Here is a 13,707-nt window from a genome sequence, read left to right on the forward strand (position 1 = left end):
GGAGCGTGATGGAAACAGGGGAAGGGTAAGCGGATTGTGCGCGCAGCAAAAAGCCACCGCGAACGGTGGCTCGTTGTCCGTCGCTTTCGCTCAGCGGACTTGTTGTGCGAGCTCTCCGTTGGCGTACTTGGCGGCCACGACCTGCAGCGTGTCGCCCTTGATCTTCGCGGCCTGGCCTTCGCAGCCGAACTCGATGTAGCGCTGCTTGCAGACCAGCTTGGCGGCCTCGCGCGCCGGCTTGAGCCATTCGCGGGCGTCGAACTTCTCGGGGTTCTCGAACAGGAACTTGCGCACCGCGCCGGTCATGGCCAGGCGGATGTCGGTGTCGATGTTGATCTTGCGCACGCCGTGCTTGATCGCTTCCTGGATTTCCTCGACCGGCACGCCGTAGGTTTCCTTGATCTGGCCGCCGTACTGGCGAATGATCGCCAGCAGTTCCTGCGGCACCGACGACGAGCCGTGCATCACCAGATGGGTGTTGGGAATGCGCTGGTGGATTTCCTTGATGCGGTCGATCGCGAGGATGTCGCCGGTGGGCTTGCGCGTGAACTTGAACGGGCCGTGGCTGGTGCCGATGGCGATGGCCAGTGCGTCGATCTGGGTCTGCTTGACGAAGTCGGCGGCCTGCTCGGGGTCGGTCAGCAGCTGTTCGCGCGTCATGGTCGCGTCGGTGCCGTGGCCGTCTTCCTTGTCGCCCTTCATGGTCTCGAGCGAGCCCAGGCAGCCCAGTTCGCCCTCGACCGTGACGCCGACGCGGTGCGCCAGCTGCGCGACCTTCTTCGTCACTTCGACGTTGTATTCGTAGCTGGCGATGGTCTTGCCGTCGGCCTCGAGCGAGCCGTCCATCATCACCGAGGAGAAGCCCAGGTCGATCGCGCCCTGGCACACGTCCGGGTTCTGGCCGTGGTCCTGGTGCATGACCAGCGGGATGTTCGGGTAGCTTTCGAGCGCGGCCTGGATCAGGTGCTTGATGAAGCCTTCACCCGCGTACTTGCGGGCGCCGGCGCTGGCCTGCAGGATGACCGGCGCACCGGTTTCCTTGGCCGCTTCCATCACGGCCTGGACCTGTTCGAGGTTGTTGACGTTGAAGGCCGGAATACCGTAGCCGTTGGCGGCTGCGTGATCCAGCAGTTCGCGCATCGAGACGAGAGCCATGGGAAATACCTCGCGGGAAGATTGGTGGGAAGACTGTAGAAAAACTGCCTCGATTCTACCGAGCGACCTTGTCGGACGGGTCCGACGGCAACCCCACGAACTGCAGGATGGGCGGCAGCACTGGCCCGCCGATCCAGCGGATCGGCGTGGCGAGGGCCCCGATCAGCGTCACATGGCTCAGGTTGTCGAAGGATCGGGTCTGCACTTCGACCCCGTCGGCACGCAGCTTCTGCACCATCTGGCCGGTGTTGCGCACCGGGTCGACCAGGGTGTCCTTGCTCGCGGCCATGAGCAGCGCGCGCGGCGAGGCGGCCGAGACATGGGCAATGGGCTGCGAACTGCGCGGCGTGTTCGGCCAGTCGAAGGCGCGCTGGGCGTCGGGGTCGCCCATTGGCAGGAAATCGTAGGGACCGGCCAGGCCGATCCAGCCGGCCAGCTGCCGCGGGCTCGCGCCCACCGCGCCCAGCCAGCGCGCGTCGAGCGCCAGCATGGCGGCGTTGTAGCCACCCGAACTGTGGCCCATCGCATAGACCTGCTTCGGGTCGGCGCCCAGCCGGGCCGCGTTGTCCAGGCCCCATTTCATGGCGCGGGCGCTGTCCTGCACGAACACCGGGTAGGTGACGCCCGGCGCCAGCCGGTAGTCGGGGATCACCACCACCGCACCGCGTGCCGCCAACGCCTCGCCGACGAAGCGGAAGCTGGCCCGCTCGCCGGTGGTCCAGGTGCCGCCGTAGAAGAAGACGACCAGCGGGCGCCGTCCCTCGGGTGGCGCGGTGGCCGGCAGCGGCCGGTAGACGTCGAGCTGCTGGCGCGGCGCGCTGCCGTAGGCGATGCCGGTTTCCGCCACATAGGTGTCGCTCGGCGTGAGCCGGTCGAGCAGCTTGATCGGGGAACAGGCGGACAGGGCCAGCGCGCCGGCGGCCAGCAGTGCGCTGCGGCGGCGGCGGAGGAAGTGGGAGAAAGGCATCCCCGCTGTACGCAGCCTGGGCGGATTTGGTTTTCCCCGGCTCGCCAGGACACGGCCGCAGCCTACGCCGCTGCGGCGAATCTGCGGCCCGTGCCGTACTAGGTCACGGTGACGCCACGCGCGATGAGTGCGGTGCGGGCGTCCGGGCCGAGAAATCCACCGATGTCGTCGACCAGGCGAAGCCGCGTGAAGGGCGCGAGGTCCTCGGCGGTGAGGCTCGTGATCGCGAAGGCGCCGTCTTCGCCGTCCCACTGCGGGATCAGCTGCAGATAGATGTCGTTGCCGCCGTCGAGCACCAGTGTCTCGACGTGCGCCGCGAGACGGGCCGGGATCGGGAGTTCGCCGAACCAGTCGCGCACCGCGGGAATGACTTCGTACCCGATCTCGTCTGGATCGAAGGATAGCGCGCCCTGATCCCGGGCGAAATCGTAGACATCGAAGCGCGGCATGAGAAGCGCCTGTTCGAACATCAGGTGCTGGATGATGGCCAGCCGGAACGGGAACGACGCGATCTCCAGCACCGACTCGGTCGCCGTGGGCACCTTCCATTTCCCGGAGGGTTTCTTCACCCGTTTCGGTGCGCGATGGCCGATCGCGACCTCGCGGAACGGGTGCGCGGCACCGCGCACGATATTCGCGAGTTCGTCGGTCTTGCTTTTCGCGAAGCGCTCGGCGAAGGCCATGGACCGGAGCTCGCCGCACGCCGTCTCATTGAGGGAGAAAGTGCTTTCCCACGGCCCGACCTTCATCTCGAGAAAAATATATGCCTTGCGCAGTTCTGCTTCGGGGATCGTCTCGAGAGGGTTCTGCCCGCCAACGGTCAAGGTTCCGGTGAAGACGCGGGTGGGACGAGCCTTGCGCGCATCGAGCGGCGTGGATCGCTCCCACGCGGGATCCTCGGCCAGGCGGATCGACAGTTCACTCACTTCGTCGCCGCCCTTGGTGTAGGCACGCACGCCCGCGTCGTCCCATATCACCAGTGTGCTGCGCACCAAGCCGCGTTCGTCCGGCGTCGGGTCCTCGGGTGGCACGACGCGCGGCACCCCGAGCAGGGCCGTGAGCGCCGACACCGTCAGCGCCTCCAGCAGTGTGTTGTCGATGCGGATGCCGGCCGCGGTGACATCGACCAGGTGTGCCGCACCCGTTGCTGGCAAGGAAGGCGATGACGAGCTGGCCGGATGCGCCTTGCTGTCGCGTCTGCGGAACCAGATCATTCGTTCTCCTCAGGGCTCGGCGGCAGCTGATCGCACAGCACCGCTGACGACGGGTTGGAAGCGATGTCGCCGCCAGCGCCGGCTCGCATCAGGAGGCCCGGCAGATCTTCAGCATGTTGGTGCCGCCCGGCGCGCCCATGGGCTCGCCGCAGGTGATCGCGTAGACGTCACCGCTCTGCACGATGCCGCGTTTCTTCAGATGGGCCTCGGCCTGCTCGAGCGCGGTATCGCGGTCGGTCTGCGAGTCCATCAGCAGCGGGCGCACGTTGCGGAACAGCGCCATCTTGCGCTGGGTCGACAGCCGCGAGGTCAGCGCGTAGACCGGGATGTGGGCCGAATGGCGGCTCATCCACAGCGGTGTCGAGCCCGATTCGGTCAGCGCCACGATGGCCTTGGCGCCCAGGTGGTGGGCGGTGAACAGCGCGCCCATGGCGATGGCCTGGTCGATGCGGGCGTAGGTGTGGCCGCTGAAGTCGGTGTCGCGCGCCGTGTCCTCGGCCTGCTCGGCGGCTTCGCAGATGCGGCTCATCTCCTGCACGGTCGCGAGCGGGTAGCGGCCCGAGGCGGTCTCGGCGCTCAGCATCACGGCGTCGGTGCCGTCGAGCACCGCGTTGGCCACGTCGCTCACCTCGGCGCGCGTGGGCACGGGGTTGGTGATCATCGACTCCATCATCTGGGTCGCGGTGATGACCACGCGGTCCATCTCGCGCGCCATGCGGATCATCTTCTTCTGCAGCGCCGGCACCGCGGCGTTGCCCACTTCCACGGCCAGGTCGCCGCGGGCCACCATGATGCCGTCGCTGGCGCGCAGGATCTCTTCCAGGTTGGGGATCGCTTCGACGCGCTCGATCTTGGCGATCATGCCCGGCCGGTGGCCGAACTCGGCCGCCGCCACGTTGCACAGCTGGCGCGCCATTTCCATGTCGGTCGCGTTCTTCGGGAAGCTCACCGCCACGTAGTCGGCCTGGAAGCTCATCGCGGTCTTGATGTCCTCCATGTCCTTGGCCGTCAGTGCAGGGGCCGTGAGACCGCCACCCTGCTTGTTGATGCCCTTGTTGTTCGACAGCTCGCCGCCCAGCACCACGGTGGTGTGCACGGCCTGGCCGCGCACCAGGTCCACCTTGAGCACGATCAGCCCGTCGTTGAGCAGCAGGCGGTCGCCGGCCTTCACGTCGCGCGGCAGGTCCTTGTAGTCGAGGCCGACGGCATCGACGTCGCCGAGCTCGGTGCGCGAGGCGTCGAGCACGAACTTGGCGTCGGGCTCGAGCCAGATCTTGCCCTGGGCGAACTTGCCGACCCGGATCTTCGGGCCCTGCAGGTCGGCCATGATCGCCACCTCGCGGCCGGCGCGGCGCGCGGCCTCGCGCACCATGGCGGCACGGTCGATGTGGTCCTGGGCGATGCCATGGCTGAAATTCAGCCGCACCACGCTGACCTTGTAGTGGATCAGTTGCTCGATCAGCTCGAGCGTGTTCGAGGCCGGACCGAGCGTCGCGACGATCTTGGTGGCATGGCGGGGAAGTCGGGTGGTGTCCACGGGGTTGCGTCTCCTGGGGGTATTCGGGCTTTTGGCACAATTCTCACATGCGGGGATGACCTCGCGCGATATGACACGGTTGCCCAGACAACCCTGGAGGGGCTTGATCTCCGTCATATCCCCTTCCGATGAATACGTTACGGTGCAGGACTGCGCCGTCGTCCTTCCTCTTTTTGCCCGTCTTATGCAGACCCCATCCGATCCCGTTGTCACGCCCTTGCCGCCGGAAGCGCCGCTGCCGCACCGCAAGATCATCCGTTCCTGGCTGATCCCGATCTCGCAGCGCACCACCGTGCGCGCGCTGGTCATGCTCGCCATCGACTACCTGCTGTTCGGCGCCCTGCTGACCGGCACGGTACTGCTCAAGCCGATCTGGCTCAAGCTCTTGGCCGCGCTGCTGGCGGGCTTCGTGATCGGCCGCCTGTTCATCATCGGCCACGACGGCTGCCACCAGAGCCTGACGCCGCACCGGCGCCTGAACAAGTGGCTGGGCCGGATCGCCTTCCTGCCCTCGCTCACCGCCTACAGCCTCTGGGACATGGGCCACAACGTGGTGCACCACGGCTTCACCAACCTCAAGGGCGTGGACTTCGTCTGGGCGCCGCTCACGCAGGCCGAGTACCGCGCGCTGTCGCCGATGCGCCGCGGGCTCGAGCGCATCTACCGCAGCGGCTGGGGCCCGGGCCTGTATTACATGATCGAGATCTGGTGGAAGAAGATGATGTTCCCCCGGCGCTCGGTGATGGGCAACAGCTACCGGCCGATCTTCGGCAAGGACTGCGCCCTGGTGACCGGCTTCGCCGCCCTCTGGATCGCGGCCCTCGCGGCCGCCGCGCTGGCCACCGGCCAATCGGTGCTGCTCACCTTGCTGATCGGCTTCGTGGTGCCGATGGCCTTCTGGTTCAACATGATGGGCTTCGTGATCTACGGCCACCACACGCACGTCAAGGTGCAGTGGCACGACGAGAAGGCGGCCTGGCAACGCGCCCAGCCCTTCGTATCGACCACCGTGCACCTGACCTTCCCGATGCAGGTCGGCGCGATGATGCACCACATCATGGAGCACACCGCGCACCACGTGGACATGAGCATCCCGCTGTACAAGCTCAAGGAAGCGCAGAAGATGCTCGAGCACCTGCTACCCGAACGCATCATCGTCCAGCCCTTCTCCTGGAAGTGGTACTTCTCGACCGCGCGCGCCTGCAAGCTCTACGACTTCTCGCGCCAGTGCTGGACCGACTTCCAGGGCCGCGCGACCAGCGCGATGCGGGCGCCGATGCCGACCGCGGCCTGATCCGCAGCGTCCCATTGAAAAAGCCCGCAATCGCGGGCTTTTTCGTTGGTGCCGGGGTCGATCAGCCGGCCGCGCGCTTCGTCAGGATCTCGAAAGCCGGCAGGGTCTTGCCCTCGAGGATCTCGAGGAAGGCGCCGCCGCCGGTGGAGATGTAGCCCACGTCCTTCTCGATGCCGTACTTGGCGATCGCGGCCAGCGTGTCGCCGCCGCCCGCGATCGAGAAGGCCTTGCTGTCGGCGATGGCGCGGGCGATGGCCTCGGTGCCGTGCGAGAAGGCCTCGAACTCGAACACGCCCACCGGGCCGTTCCAGACGATGGTGCCGGCCTCGCGCAGCTGCGCGGCCAGCAGTTCGGCGGTCTTGGGGCCGATGTCCAGGATCAGGTCGTCCTCGGCCACCGCATCGGCCGCCTTGACGGTGGCCGGCGCATCGGCCGAGAAGGTCTTGGCCGTCACCACGTCGACCGGGATCGGCACCGCGGCGCCACGCGCGCGCATGGCCTCGATCACGGCGGTGGCCTGGTCCAGCAGGTCGGGCTCGGCCAGCGACTTGCCGATCGACAGGCCCGCGGCCAGCATGAAGGTGTTGGCGATGCCGCCGCCGACGATCAGCTGGTCGACCTTCTCGGCCAGGCTCTTCAGGATGGTGAGCTTGGTGCTGACCTTGGAGCCGGCCACGATCGCCACCAGCGGGCGGGCGGGGTGCGCCAGCGCCTTGGTGATGGCGTCGATCTCGGCCGCCAGCAGCGGGCCGGCCGAGGCGATCTTCGCGAACTGCGCGATGCCGTAGGTGGTGGCCTCGGCGCGGTGCGCGGTGCCGAAGGCGTCGTTCACGTAGATGTCGCACAGCGCGGCCATCTTCTTCGCGAGCGTCTCGTCGTTCTTCTTCTCGCCCTTGTTCACGCGGCAGTTCTCGAGCAGCACGATCTGGCCCGGCTGCACGTCGACACCGTCGACCCAGTCGGCCACCAGGCGCACTTCGCGGCCCAGCAGCTCGGCCAGGCGCTCGGCCACGGGCGCGAGCGAGTCCTCGGGCTTGAACGCGCCCTCGGTCGGACGGCCCAGGTGCGAGGTCACCATCACCGCAGCGCCGGCGTCGAGCGCCAGCTGGATGCAGGGCACCGAGGCGCGCACGCGGGTGTCTTCGGTGATGCGGCCGGCATCGTCCTGCGGCACGTTGAGGTCGGCACGGATGAAGACGCGCTGGCCGGCAACCTTGCCTTGTGCACAGAGATCGGTGAAGCGGATGACGTTCATGGCGGGAGAAGAGGTGAGGTGAGAGGAAAGACGGAGGCGTCGGCCATTGTAGTTTTGGCCGTTTCAGGGGGATGCAGGGCCGAGCCCTGCGCGACCCTACCAGCCCAGGCCGAGGTGCAGCGGCAGGTAGACCGCCATGCCGACCACCATGGTGCCCAGCACGCCGCCGCGCCAGAAATAGTAGGCGGCGCCGGCCAGCGCCGCGTAGAGGCGCGCTTCCTGCCAGCTGCTCACCAGGTGGCCCTGGCTCATCACGATCTCGGGGATGACCACCGCCGACAGCGCGGCGATGGGCGCGTAGTGCAGCGCCCGGTGCGCCCATTCGGGCAGGCCCCAGGGGCGATCGAGGATGAAGAAGAAGCAGCGCGTGAGCACCGTCACGCCCGCCAGGCCGAGGATCACCACCAGGGTCCAGGGATCGGTATCTCCGCTCATCGGTCGGCCTCCGCCGGGTTGCGTACGAACTGCTTCTCGAGCCAGAAACACAGCAGCACCGCGACCCCGATGCCGGTCACGATGTTGAGCTTGAGCGGCAGCGCATAGGCGGCCACGGCGGTGGCGCCCGCGATCAGCGCCGACAGCACGCGCAGCCGCGTGGTCGCCATCGAGCACAGGATGCCGACCAGGCTCAGCACGCCCGCGAAGCCCAGGCCCCAGGCCTGCGGGATGAAGTTGGCCAGCGCGATGCCGACCGCGCTCATGCCCATCCAGGCGCACCAGGTGATGAAGTAGCCGCCGGTCAGGTAGGCCTCCTGGGCCTGCTGCTCGGCCGCGTCGACCGGCGGGATCGGATAGCGGTTCGTGAAGACCGCGTAGCTCAGGTCGGCGGTGAGGTAGCCGTGCAGCATGCGGCGCCAGCGCGGCATGTGCATCAGGTAGGGCCGCAGGTGCAGGCTGAACACCACGAAGCGCAGGTTCACGCAGAAGCCCGTGGCCAGCACCACCCAGGCCGGCGCGCCGGCCACCAGCAGCGGAATCGCCGCGAGCTGCGAGCTGCCGGCGTAGACCAGCAGCGTCATCGCCACCGCCTCGAACACGCTCATGCCCGACTTGACCATCGCCACGCCGGTCATCAGGCCCCAGGCGCCGATGCCCAGCGCCATCGGCGCCATGGTGACCACGCCTTCGCGGAACGTGGGCTGGCGGCGAAGCTCCGCGCTCAGGAACATCAGCCGAACACCTGGCCGGGCTTGACGTCGAAGCCGTGCAGAAAGTCGGCCGCGGCCAGGCGCTTGCCGCCGGGGCGCTGCAGTTCGGTCAGGCGGACTGCGCCGCCGTGCACGGCCACGTCGATGCCCGCGGGCGACACGGCGAGCACCGTGCCGGGGGCCTCCGTGGCACCTCCGCCCTGCACCTCGGCCGACCAGCACTTGACGGCCACGCCGTCGAGCACGCTGCTGGCGCCGGGAAAGGGGTCGAAGGCGCGCACGCGGCGCACCAGCGTCGCGGCATCCTGCTGCCAGTCGATGGCGGCCTCGTGCTTCTCGATCTTGTGGGCGTAGGTCACGCCCTCGGCCGGCTGCGCCACCGGCTGCAGCGTGCCGGCCTCGGCCCGGTGCAGCGCGTCGACGATGAGCCGGCCGCCCATGGCCGCAAGCTTGTCGTGCAGGCGCGCGGTGCTGTCGTCGCCGATGGGCAGCGACTCGCGCAGCAGCATCGCGCCGGTGTCGAGGCCCGCGTCCATCTGCATGATGGTCACGCCGGTCTCGGTGTCGCCGGCCTCGATGGCGCGATGGATCGGCGCGGCGCCGCGCCAGCGCGGCAGCAGGCTCGCATGGATGTTGAGGCAGCCCAGCCGGGGCGCATCGAGCACCCACTGCGGCAGGATCAGGCCGTAGGCCGCGACCACCAGCACGTCGAGCCCGGCCGCGACGAGGGTGTCGCGTGCCGCGGCGGCTTCGTCGGGGTACTTGCCGTCGAGCCGCAGGCTGCGCGGCTGCGACACGGGCCAGTCGTGCTGCAGCGCGAACTGCTTGACCGGCGAGGCCTGCAGCTTCATGCCGCGGCCGGCCGGGCGGTCGGGCTGGCTCAACACCAGACAGACGTCGAAACCGGCCGCATGCAGGGTTTCCAGGGCGACACGGGCGAACTCGGGCGTGCCGGCAAAGCCGATCTTCAAACTCAAGGGAAACCTCTCACCAGCGCACGTCGTCGCGCATCACGTCATCGGCGGTGTGGTAGCGCACCACCTCGCCGGTCGGGGCGATGTAGATGTGCAGCAGGCGCGGCGCATTCATCGACTTGAAGCGCCAGGTCCAGACCACGCCGTCGAAGGAGCCCACGCGCGCGACCTCGTAGGGCCGGCCATAGGTGCGCAGCACGTCAGCCTCGCGCCAGAGGCCGGCCTGGATGGTGCGGTCGAACAGCGACTCCTGCAGTTCCTGGCGGGTCGACACGACCCGGCCCTGCGCGTCGACGTCGACGTTGTTCACTTCATGGCCCATCGGGCCGCGGGAGTACTGGAGCCGCTCGCCGCCGCCGGACAGCGGATAGACACCGGTCGGCGTGCCGAGCCGTTGCAGGGCTTCGGCGCGCGTGACGCCCAACGGCAAGCGGGTGGGCTCGCTGGCGCAGCCGACCAGGGCCAGGAGCGCCAGCGCGGCACAGGCCAGGGACGGGCGCCGGCGCGCGGTCACCGGCGGGCGTCCTGTGCGTCGCGCTGCTCTTCGCGTTGCAGCTTGAGCAGCTTGCTCTTGATCCGGTTGCGCTTGAGCGGCGACAGGTACTCGACGAAGACCTTGCCCAACAGGTGATCGAGCTCGTGCTGGATGCACACGGCAAGCAGGCCGTCGGCCTCGATCGACTGCATGTTGCCGTCGGCATCCAGGGCATTCACGCGCACCGAGGTCGAGCGCATCACGCCGTCGTAGATGCCGGGCACCGAGAGGCAGCCCTCTTCGTTGAGCACCTTCTCGTCGCTGGCCCAGACGATCTCGGGGTTGATCAGCACCAGCGGCGCATCGTGCTCCTCGGACACGTCGATGACGACCACGCGCTGGTGCACATCGATCTGGGTCGCGGCCAGGCCGATGCCCTTGGCGTCGTACATGGTCTCGAGCATGTCGGTGACCAGCGTGCGGGTCTGCGCGTCGATGCCCTGCACCGGCTTGGCCACCGTGTGCAGGCGCGGATCGGGAAAGCTCAGGATGGTTCTTTTGGCCATGAAGTCGGAGGGAAATTGTGGCTATTTTCGCCAATTCCAGAGACGCCCGGAGATGCCTGGCGCGATAAGCGTTGCCCTATCAAGGGCTTCAGCGCAAAATTCGTAGCAAATTGTGAGGATTCGTACGCCCGGTGCGGCCTCTGCGTGGACATCGATTCAATCATGAAAAAAACCTGCCTCTCGCGCCAGCGTTCGACCGTCCTCACCGCGCTGGCGACCGTGGCCGCACTCGGTTTCAGCATGAGCGCCGCGGCGCAGAACTATCCGGTGACCTCCCAGCAGCGCGCCACGGCCCAGCAAGCCGCGCAGACCGGTGTGCCGCTCAGCGAGCTGGCGCCCGGCGCGCCCGACGAATACACCGTCAAGTCCGGCGACACGCTGTGGGCCATCTCGCGGCTCTACCTGCGCGGCCCCTGGCGCTGGCCCGAGCTCTGGGGCATGAACCTCGACGACATCGCCAACCCGCACCGGATCTACCCGGGCCAGGTGCTGTACCTGGACAAGACCGGCGGCCGCGCGCGGCTGAGCACCCGGCGCGGCGCGGGCGGCACGGGTGACGGCGGCACGATCAGGCTGTCGCCGCGCACGCGTTCCGAGTCGCTCTCCGGCCTGGCTCTGCCCACGCTCAACCCCAGCCTGATCGAACCCTTCCTCAGCGAACCGATCGTGGTCGACGAAGGCACGCTGCTGGCCGCACCGCGCATCGTCGCCGGCAACGACAGCCGCGTGCTGCTGGCGCGCGGCGACCGGGCCTATGCCCGCGGGGAGCCGAGTACGCCGCTGGTCGATGCCGGTGGACCGCAGAAGACCTTCCGCGTGTTCCGCAACGCCACGCCGCTCAAGGACCCCGGCACCGGCGAGATCCTGGGCTACGAGGCGCAGTACCTGGGCAAGGCCCTGCTGCAGCGCGGCGAGTCGGTCGCCCAATCGCTGGACGACGGCAAGCCCGTGTCGACCGTGGTGCCGGCCACCGTCGACATCGTGGCGGCGCGCGAGGAAATCCGCGCCGGCGACCGGCTGCTGCCCGAGCCGGCGCGCCAGCTCCTGAGCTACGTGCCGCGCGCACCGACGCAACCCTTCGCCGGCCGCATCGTCTCCGTCTACGGCAACGCGGTGCAGTTCGCGGCCCAGAACCAGGTCGTCGCGATCAACAAGGGCTTGCGCGACGGCATCGAGAACGGCCACGTGCTGGCCATCCTCAAGAATGGCGAGACCATCGTCGACCGCACCGGCGGCGTCAAGGAAACGCTCAAGCTGCCCAACGAACGCATCGGCCTGCTGATGGTGTTCCGTCCCTTCGAGAAGGTCTCGTACGCGCTGGTGCTCGAGATCAACGACACGCCGCGCGTGGGCGACCTGCTGGTCAATCCCTGACCCTTCCGCACGGGCCGTCGGCGTGGAACGTGACGAACTCGCCGACTGGCTGCGGCTCGCGCTGACGCCGGGCATCGGCGACACCACGGCGCGCAAGCTGCTCGCCGCCTTCGGCCTGCCGGGCGCCGTGTTCACGCAATCGCCCGCGGCCCTGCGCGACGTCGTCATGCCGGCCCAGGCGGCCGCGCTGCAGGTGCGGCCCGCGCGCCTCGACACACAGCTCGCCCAGACCTGGGACTGGCTGCAGACTGTAGAAGCCGATGGCGCCAGGCGACGGCTGGTGACGCTGGGCGATCCGGGCTATCCCGCGGCCTTGCTCGAAACGGCCGATCCACCCCTGATGCTCTACCTGCTGGGCGCCCCCGCGTTCGACCTGACGCAACTGGATCGCAGCGTGGCCATCGTCGGCAGCCGCAACCCGACGCCGCAGGGCGAACTGAATGCGCGGGCCTTTGCACGCGCGCTGGGCGAGGTCGGCGTGACCGTGGTGTCGGGCCTGGCGCTGGGCGTCGACGGGGCGGCCCACCAGGGCGCCCTGGACGCGGTGGAGGCCGCACAGGGCAGTCCCCGGCTCGCGACAGTCGCGGTGGTCGGCACCGGCCTCGACCGCGTCTACCCGGCCCGGCACCGCGCGCTGGCCCACCGCATCGCATCGAACGGTCTGATCGTCAGCGAGTTCGCGCTCGGCACGCCGCCGCTGCACCCGAATTTCCCCAAGCGCAACCGGATCATTGCGGGGCTCTCACGCGGTACGCTGGTGATCGAGGCGGCACTGGCCTCCGGCTCGCTGATCACCGCCCGGCTGGCGGTGGAACAGGGCCGCGAGGTGTTCGCGATTCCCGGCTCGATCCATTCGCCCCAATCGCGCGGCTGCCATGCGCTGATCCGCCAAGGCGCCAAGCTGGTCGAGTCGGTGCAGGACGTGCTGGAAGAGCTGTCCTTCGACACGCCCGTCTCCGCGCCGCGCGCGGCAGAGGAAGCACAGGCCCCCGTGCGCGCCGATGCGGCCGCACTGCTGCAGGCGCTGGGCTTCGATCCGGCGGGCCTCGATGCCCTGTGTGCGCGCACCGGCCATGGTGCCGCCGTGCTGCAGGGCCTGCTGCTGGAGCTCGAACTGGACGGGCGCGTGGCGCGCCTGCCGGGCGGCCTGTTCCAGCGCGTCGCGCACGGCTGAGCGAACAGCGAAAGATCGACCCCGCCGGCAGGCAGCGCGTGGGCTATATTGAGCCCATGTTTGAAGTGCTTGTGTTCGTCTACGAAAACTACTGGCGCGGCAACGCGTGTCCCGAACCCGAGCAGCTGGGCCGCAAGCTCAGCGCCCACGGTTTCGAGGACGAGGAAATCCGCGCCGCACTGCAATGGCTCGACGAACTGAGCTTCGCGACCCAGGGCGTTCCACTGGAACACCAGGCCGATGCATCGAGCGCGACCGTTCTTGCGCGCACGCCCGGCGAAGCGGCGCTGGCGCCGGCCGCCGACTCGATGCGCATCTATTCCGCCGCCGAACAGGATCACCTGGGCGCGGCCTGCCTGGGCTTCGTGCACTTTCTCGAAGCGGCCGGCGTGCTCGACGGCGGCCTGCGCGAGATCGTGATCGAGCGCGCCATGGCGACCGCAGGCCAGCCGGTGGCGCTCGAGGAACTTAAGATCATCGTGCTGATGGTGCACTGGAGCACCGGCATCGAGCCCGATGCGCTGGTGCTCGACGAGCTGTGCGACGGCCGCCGGGACCGCATCGCGCATTGAGA

14 protein-coding genes are annotated in these 13,707 nt (G+C 68.6%); 4 read left to right on the forward strand and 10 right to left on the reverse strand.

What is annotated here, in order from left to right; translation table 11 throughout:
- Nucleotides 1-90: 90 nt before the first annotated feature.
- From fba to pyk, 4 genes are all read right to left on the reverse strand, one after another.
- On the reverse strand, nt 91-1,155 hold the full coding sequence (gene fba, locus ACSFBC_RS18655; RefSeq protein ID WP_183025260.1) for a class II fructose-bisphosphate aldolase: 1,065 nt from the start codon (nt 1,153-1,155) through the stop codon (nt 91-93).
- Nucleotides 1,156-1,210: 55 nt separating this feature from the next.
- Nucleotides 1,211-2,122, reverse strand: coding sequence for an alpha/beta hydrolase (locus ACSFBC_RS18660; RefSeq protein ID WP_435511845.1), 912 nt, complete (start codon nt 2,120-2,122; stop codon nt 1,211-1,213).
- Between the two features lie 98 nt (nt 2,123-2,220).
- On the reverse strand, nt 2,221-3,336 hold the full coding sequence (locus ACSFBC_RS18665) for a DUF6892 domain-containing protein (RefSeq protein ID WP_435511846.1): 1,116 nt from the start codon (nt 3,334-3,336) through the stop codon (nt 2,221-2,223).
- 88 nt (nt 3,337-3,424) lie between these two features.
- A complete protein-coding gene (gene pyk, locus ACSFBC_RS18670) occupies nt 3,425-4,873 on the reverse strand; it encodes a pyruvate kinase (protein WP_183025262.1) in 1,449 nt (482 codons plus the stop codon).
- A gap of 184 nt (nt 4,874-5,057) precedes the next feature.
- Here pyk and ACSFBC_RS18675 point away from each other — a divergent pair, with 184 nt between their 5' ends.
- On the forward strand, nt 5,058-6,167 hold the full coding sequence (locus ACSFBC_RS18675) for a fatty acid desaturase (RefSeq protein WP_435511847.1): 1,110 nt from the start codon (nt 5,058-5,060) through the stop codon (nt 6,165-6,167).
- Between the two features lie 61 nt (nt 6,168-6,228).
- Here the strand turns inward: ACSFBC_RS18675 and ACSFBC_RS18680 are convergent, their stop codons facing one another.
- From ACSFBC_RS18680 to def, 6 genes are all read right to left on the reverse strand, one after another.
- Nucleotides 6,229-7,422 carry a phosphoglycerate kinase gene (locus ACSFBC_RS18680; RefSeq protein ID WP_435511848.1) on the reverse strand — a complete coding sequence of 398 codons (1,194 nt, stop codon included), beginning with the start codon at nt 7,420-7,422 and terminating at the stop codon, nt 6,229-6,231.
- Between the two features lie 96 nt (nt 7,423-7,518).
- Nucleotides 7,519-7,857, reverse strand: a complete 339-nt coding sequence (locus ACSFBC_RS18685) for an AzlD domain-containing protein (RefSeq protein WP_435511849.1) — start codon at nt 7,855-7,857, stop codon at nt 7,519-7,521.
- A complete protein-coding gene (locus ACSFBC_RS18690; protein WP_435511850.1) occupies nt 7,854-8,591 on the reverse strand; it encodes an AzlC family ABC transporter permease in 738 nt (245 codons plus the stop codon). Before ACSFBC_RS18690 ends, ACSFBC_RS18685 begins: the two co-directional genes overlap by 4 nt.
- Entirely contained in the window at nt 8,591-9,541 is a 951-nt protein-coding gene (fmt, locus tag ACSFBC_RS18695; protein ID WP_435512240.1) for a methionyl-tRNA formyltransferase, read from the reverse strand. Before fmt ends, ACSFBC_RS18690 begins: the two co-directional genes overlap by 1 nt.
- Before the next feature lie 16 nt (nt 9,542-9,557).
- Nucleotides 9,558-10,058: a hypothetical protein gene (locus ACSFBC_RS18700; RefSeq protein ID WP_435511851.1), complete on the reverse strand. Its 501-nt coding sequence runs from the start codon at nt 10,056-10,058 to the stop codon at nt 9,558-9,560.
- Nucleotides 10,055-10,585, reverse strand: coding sequence for a peptide deformylase (gene def / locus ACSFBC_RS18705; RefSeq protein ID WP_435511852.1), 531 nt, complete (start codon nt 10,583-10,585; stop codon nt 10,055-10,057). Before def ends, ACSFBC_RS18700 begins: the two co-directional genes overlap by 4 nt.
- A gap of 162 nt (nt 10,586-10,747) precedes the next feature.
- Between def and ACSFBC_RS18710 the strand changes: the two genes are divergently transcribed.
- The 3 genes from ACSFBC_RS18710 to ACSFBC_RS18720 are packed head-to-tail and all read left to right on the forward strand — an operon-like array spanning nt 10,748 to nt 13,705.
- Nucleotides 10,748-11,959, forward strand: coding sequence for a LysM peptidoglycan-binding domain-containing protein (locus ACSFBC_RS18710; protein WP_435511853.1), 1,212 nt, complete (start codon nt 10,748-10,750; stop codon nt 11,957-11,959).
- 22 nt (nt 11,960-11,981) lie between these two features.
- Nucleotides 11,982-13,133, forward strand: coding sequence for a DNA-processing protein DprA (gene dprA / locus ACSFBC_RS18715; protein ID WP_435511854.1), 1,152 nt, complete (start codon nt 11,982-11,984; stop codon nt 13,131-13,133).
- Between the two features lie 56 nt (nt 13,134-13,189).
- Nucleotides 13,190-13,705, forward strand: a complete 516-nt coding sequence (locus tag ACSFBC_RS18720) for a Smg family protein (protein ID WP_435511855.1) — start codon at nt 13,190-13,192, stop codon at nt 13,703-13,705.
- The last annotated feature ends 2 nt before the right edge of the window (nt 13,706-13,707 follow it).

The organism is Variovorax frigidus (assembly GCF_051216515.1).
GTDB lineage: Bacteria > Pseudomonadota > Gammaproteobacteria > Burkholderiales > Burkholderiaceae_C > Variovorax.

Bases quoted from the DNA above. Each gene is read 5' to 3' on its own strand.
- ACSFBC_RS18710 (WP_435511853.1), top strand. From the start codon at position 10,748: ATGAAAAAAACCTGCCTCTCGCGCCAGCGTTCGACCGTCCTCACCGCG.
- ACSFBC_RS18665 (WP_435511846.1), bottom strand. From the start codon at position 3,336: ATGATCTGGTTCCGCAGACGCGACAGCAAGGCGCATCCGGCCAGCTCG.
- ACSFBC_RS18680 (WP_435511848.1), bottom strand. From the start codon at position 7,422: ATGAACGTCATCCGCTTCACCGATCTCTGTGCACAAGGCAAGGTTGCC.
- def (WP_435511852.1), bottom strand. From the start codon at position 10,585: ATGGCCAAAAGAACCATCCTGAGCTTTCCCGATCCGCGCCTGCACACG.
- ACSFBC_RS18685 (WP_435511849.1), bottom strand. From the start codon at position 7,857: ATGAGCGGAGATACCGATCCCTGGACCCTGGTGGTGATCCTCGGCCTG.
- ACSFBC_RS18690 (WP_435511850.1), bottom strand. From the start codon at position 8,591: ATGTTCCTGAGCGCGGAGCTTCGCCGCCAGCCCACGTTCCGCGAAGGC.
- ACSFBC_RS18720 (WP_435511855.1), top strand. From the start codon at position 13,190: ATGTTTGAAGTGCTTGTGTTCGTCTACGAAAACTACTGGCGCGGCAAC.
- ACSFBC_RS18675 (WP_435511847.1), top strand. From the start codon at position 5,058: ATGCAGACCCCATCCGATCCCGTTGTCACGCCCTTGCCGCCGGAAGCG.
- fba (WP_183025260.1), bottom strand. From the start codon at position 1,155: ATGGCTCTCGTCTCGATGCGCGAACTGCTGGATCACGCAGCCGCCAAC.
- ACSFBC_RS18660 (WP_435511845.1), bottom strand. From the start codon at position 2,122: ATGCCTTTCTCCCACTTCCTCCGCCGCCGCCGCAGCGCACTGCTGGCC.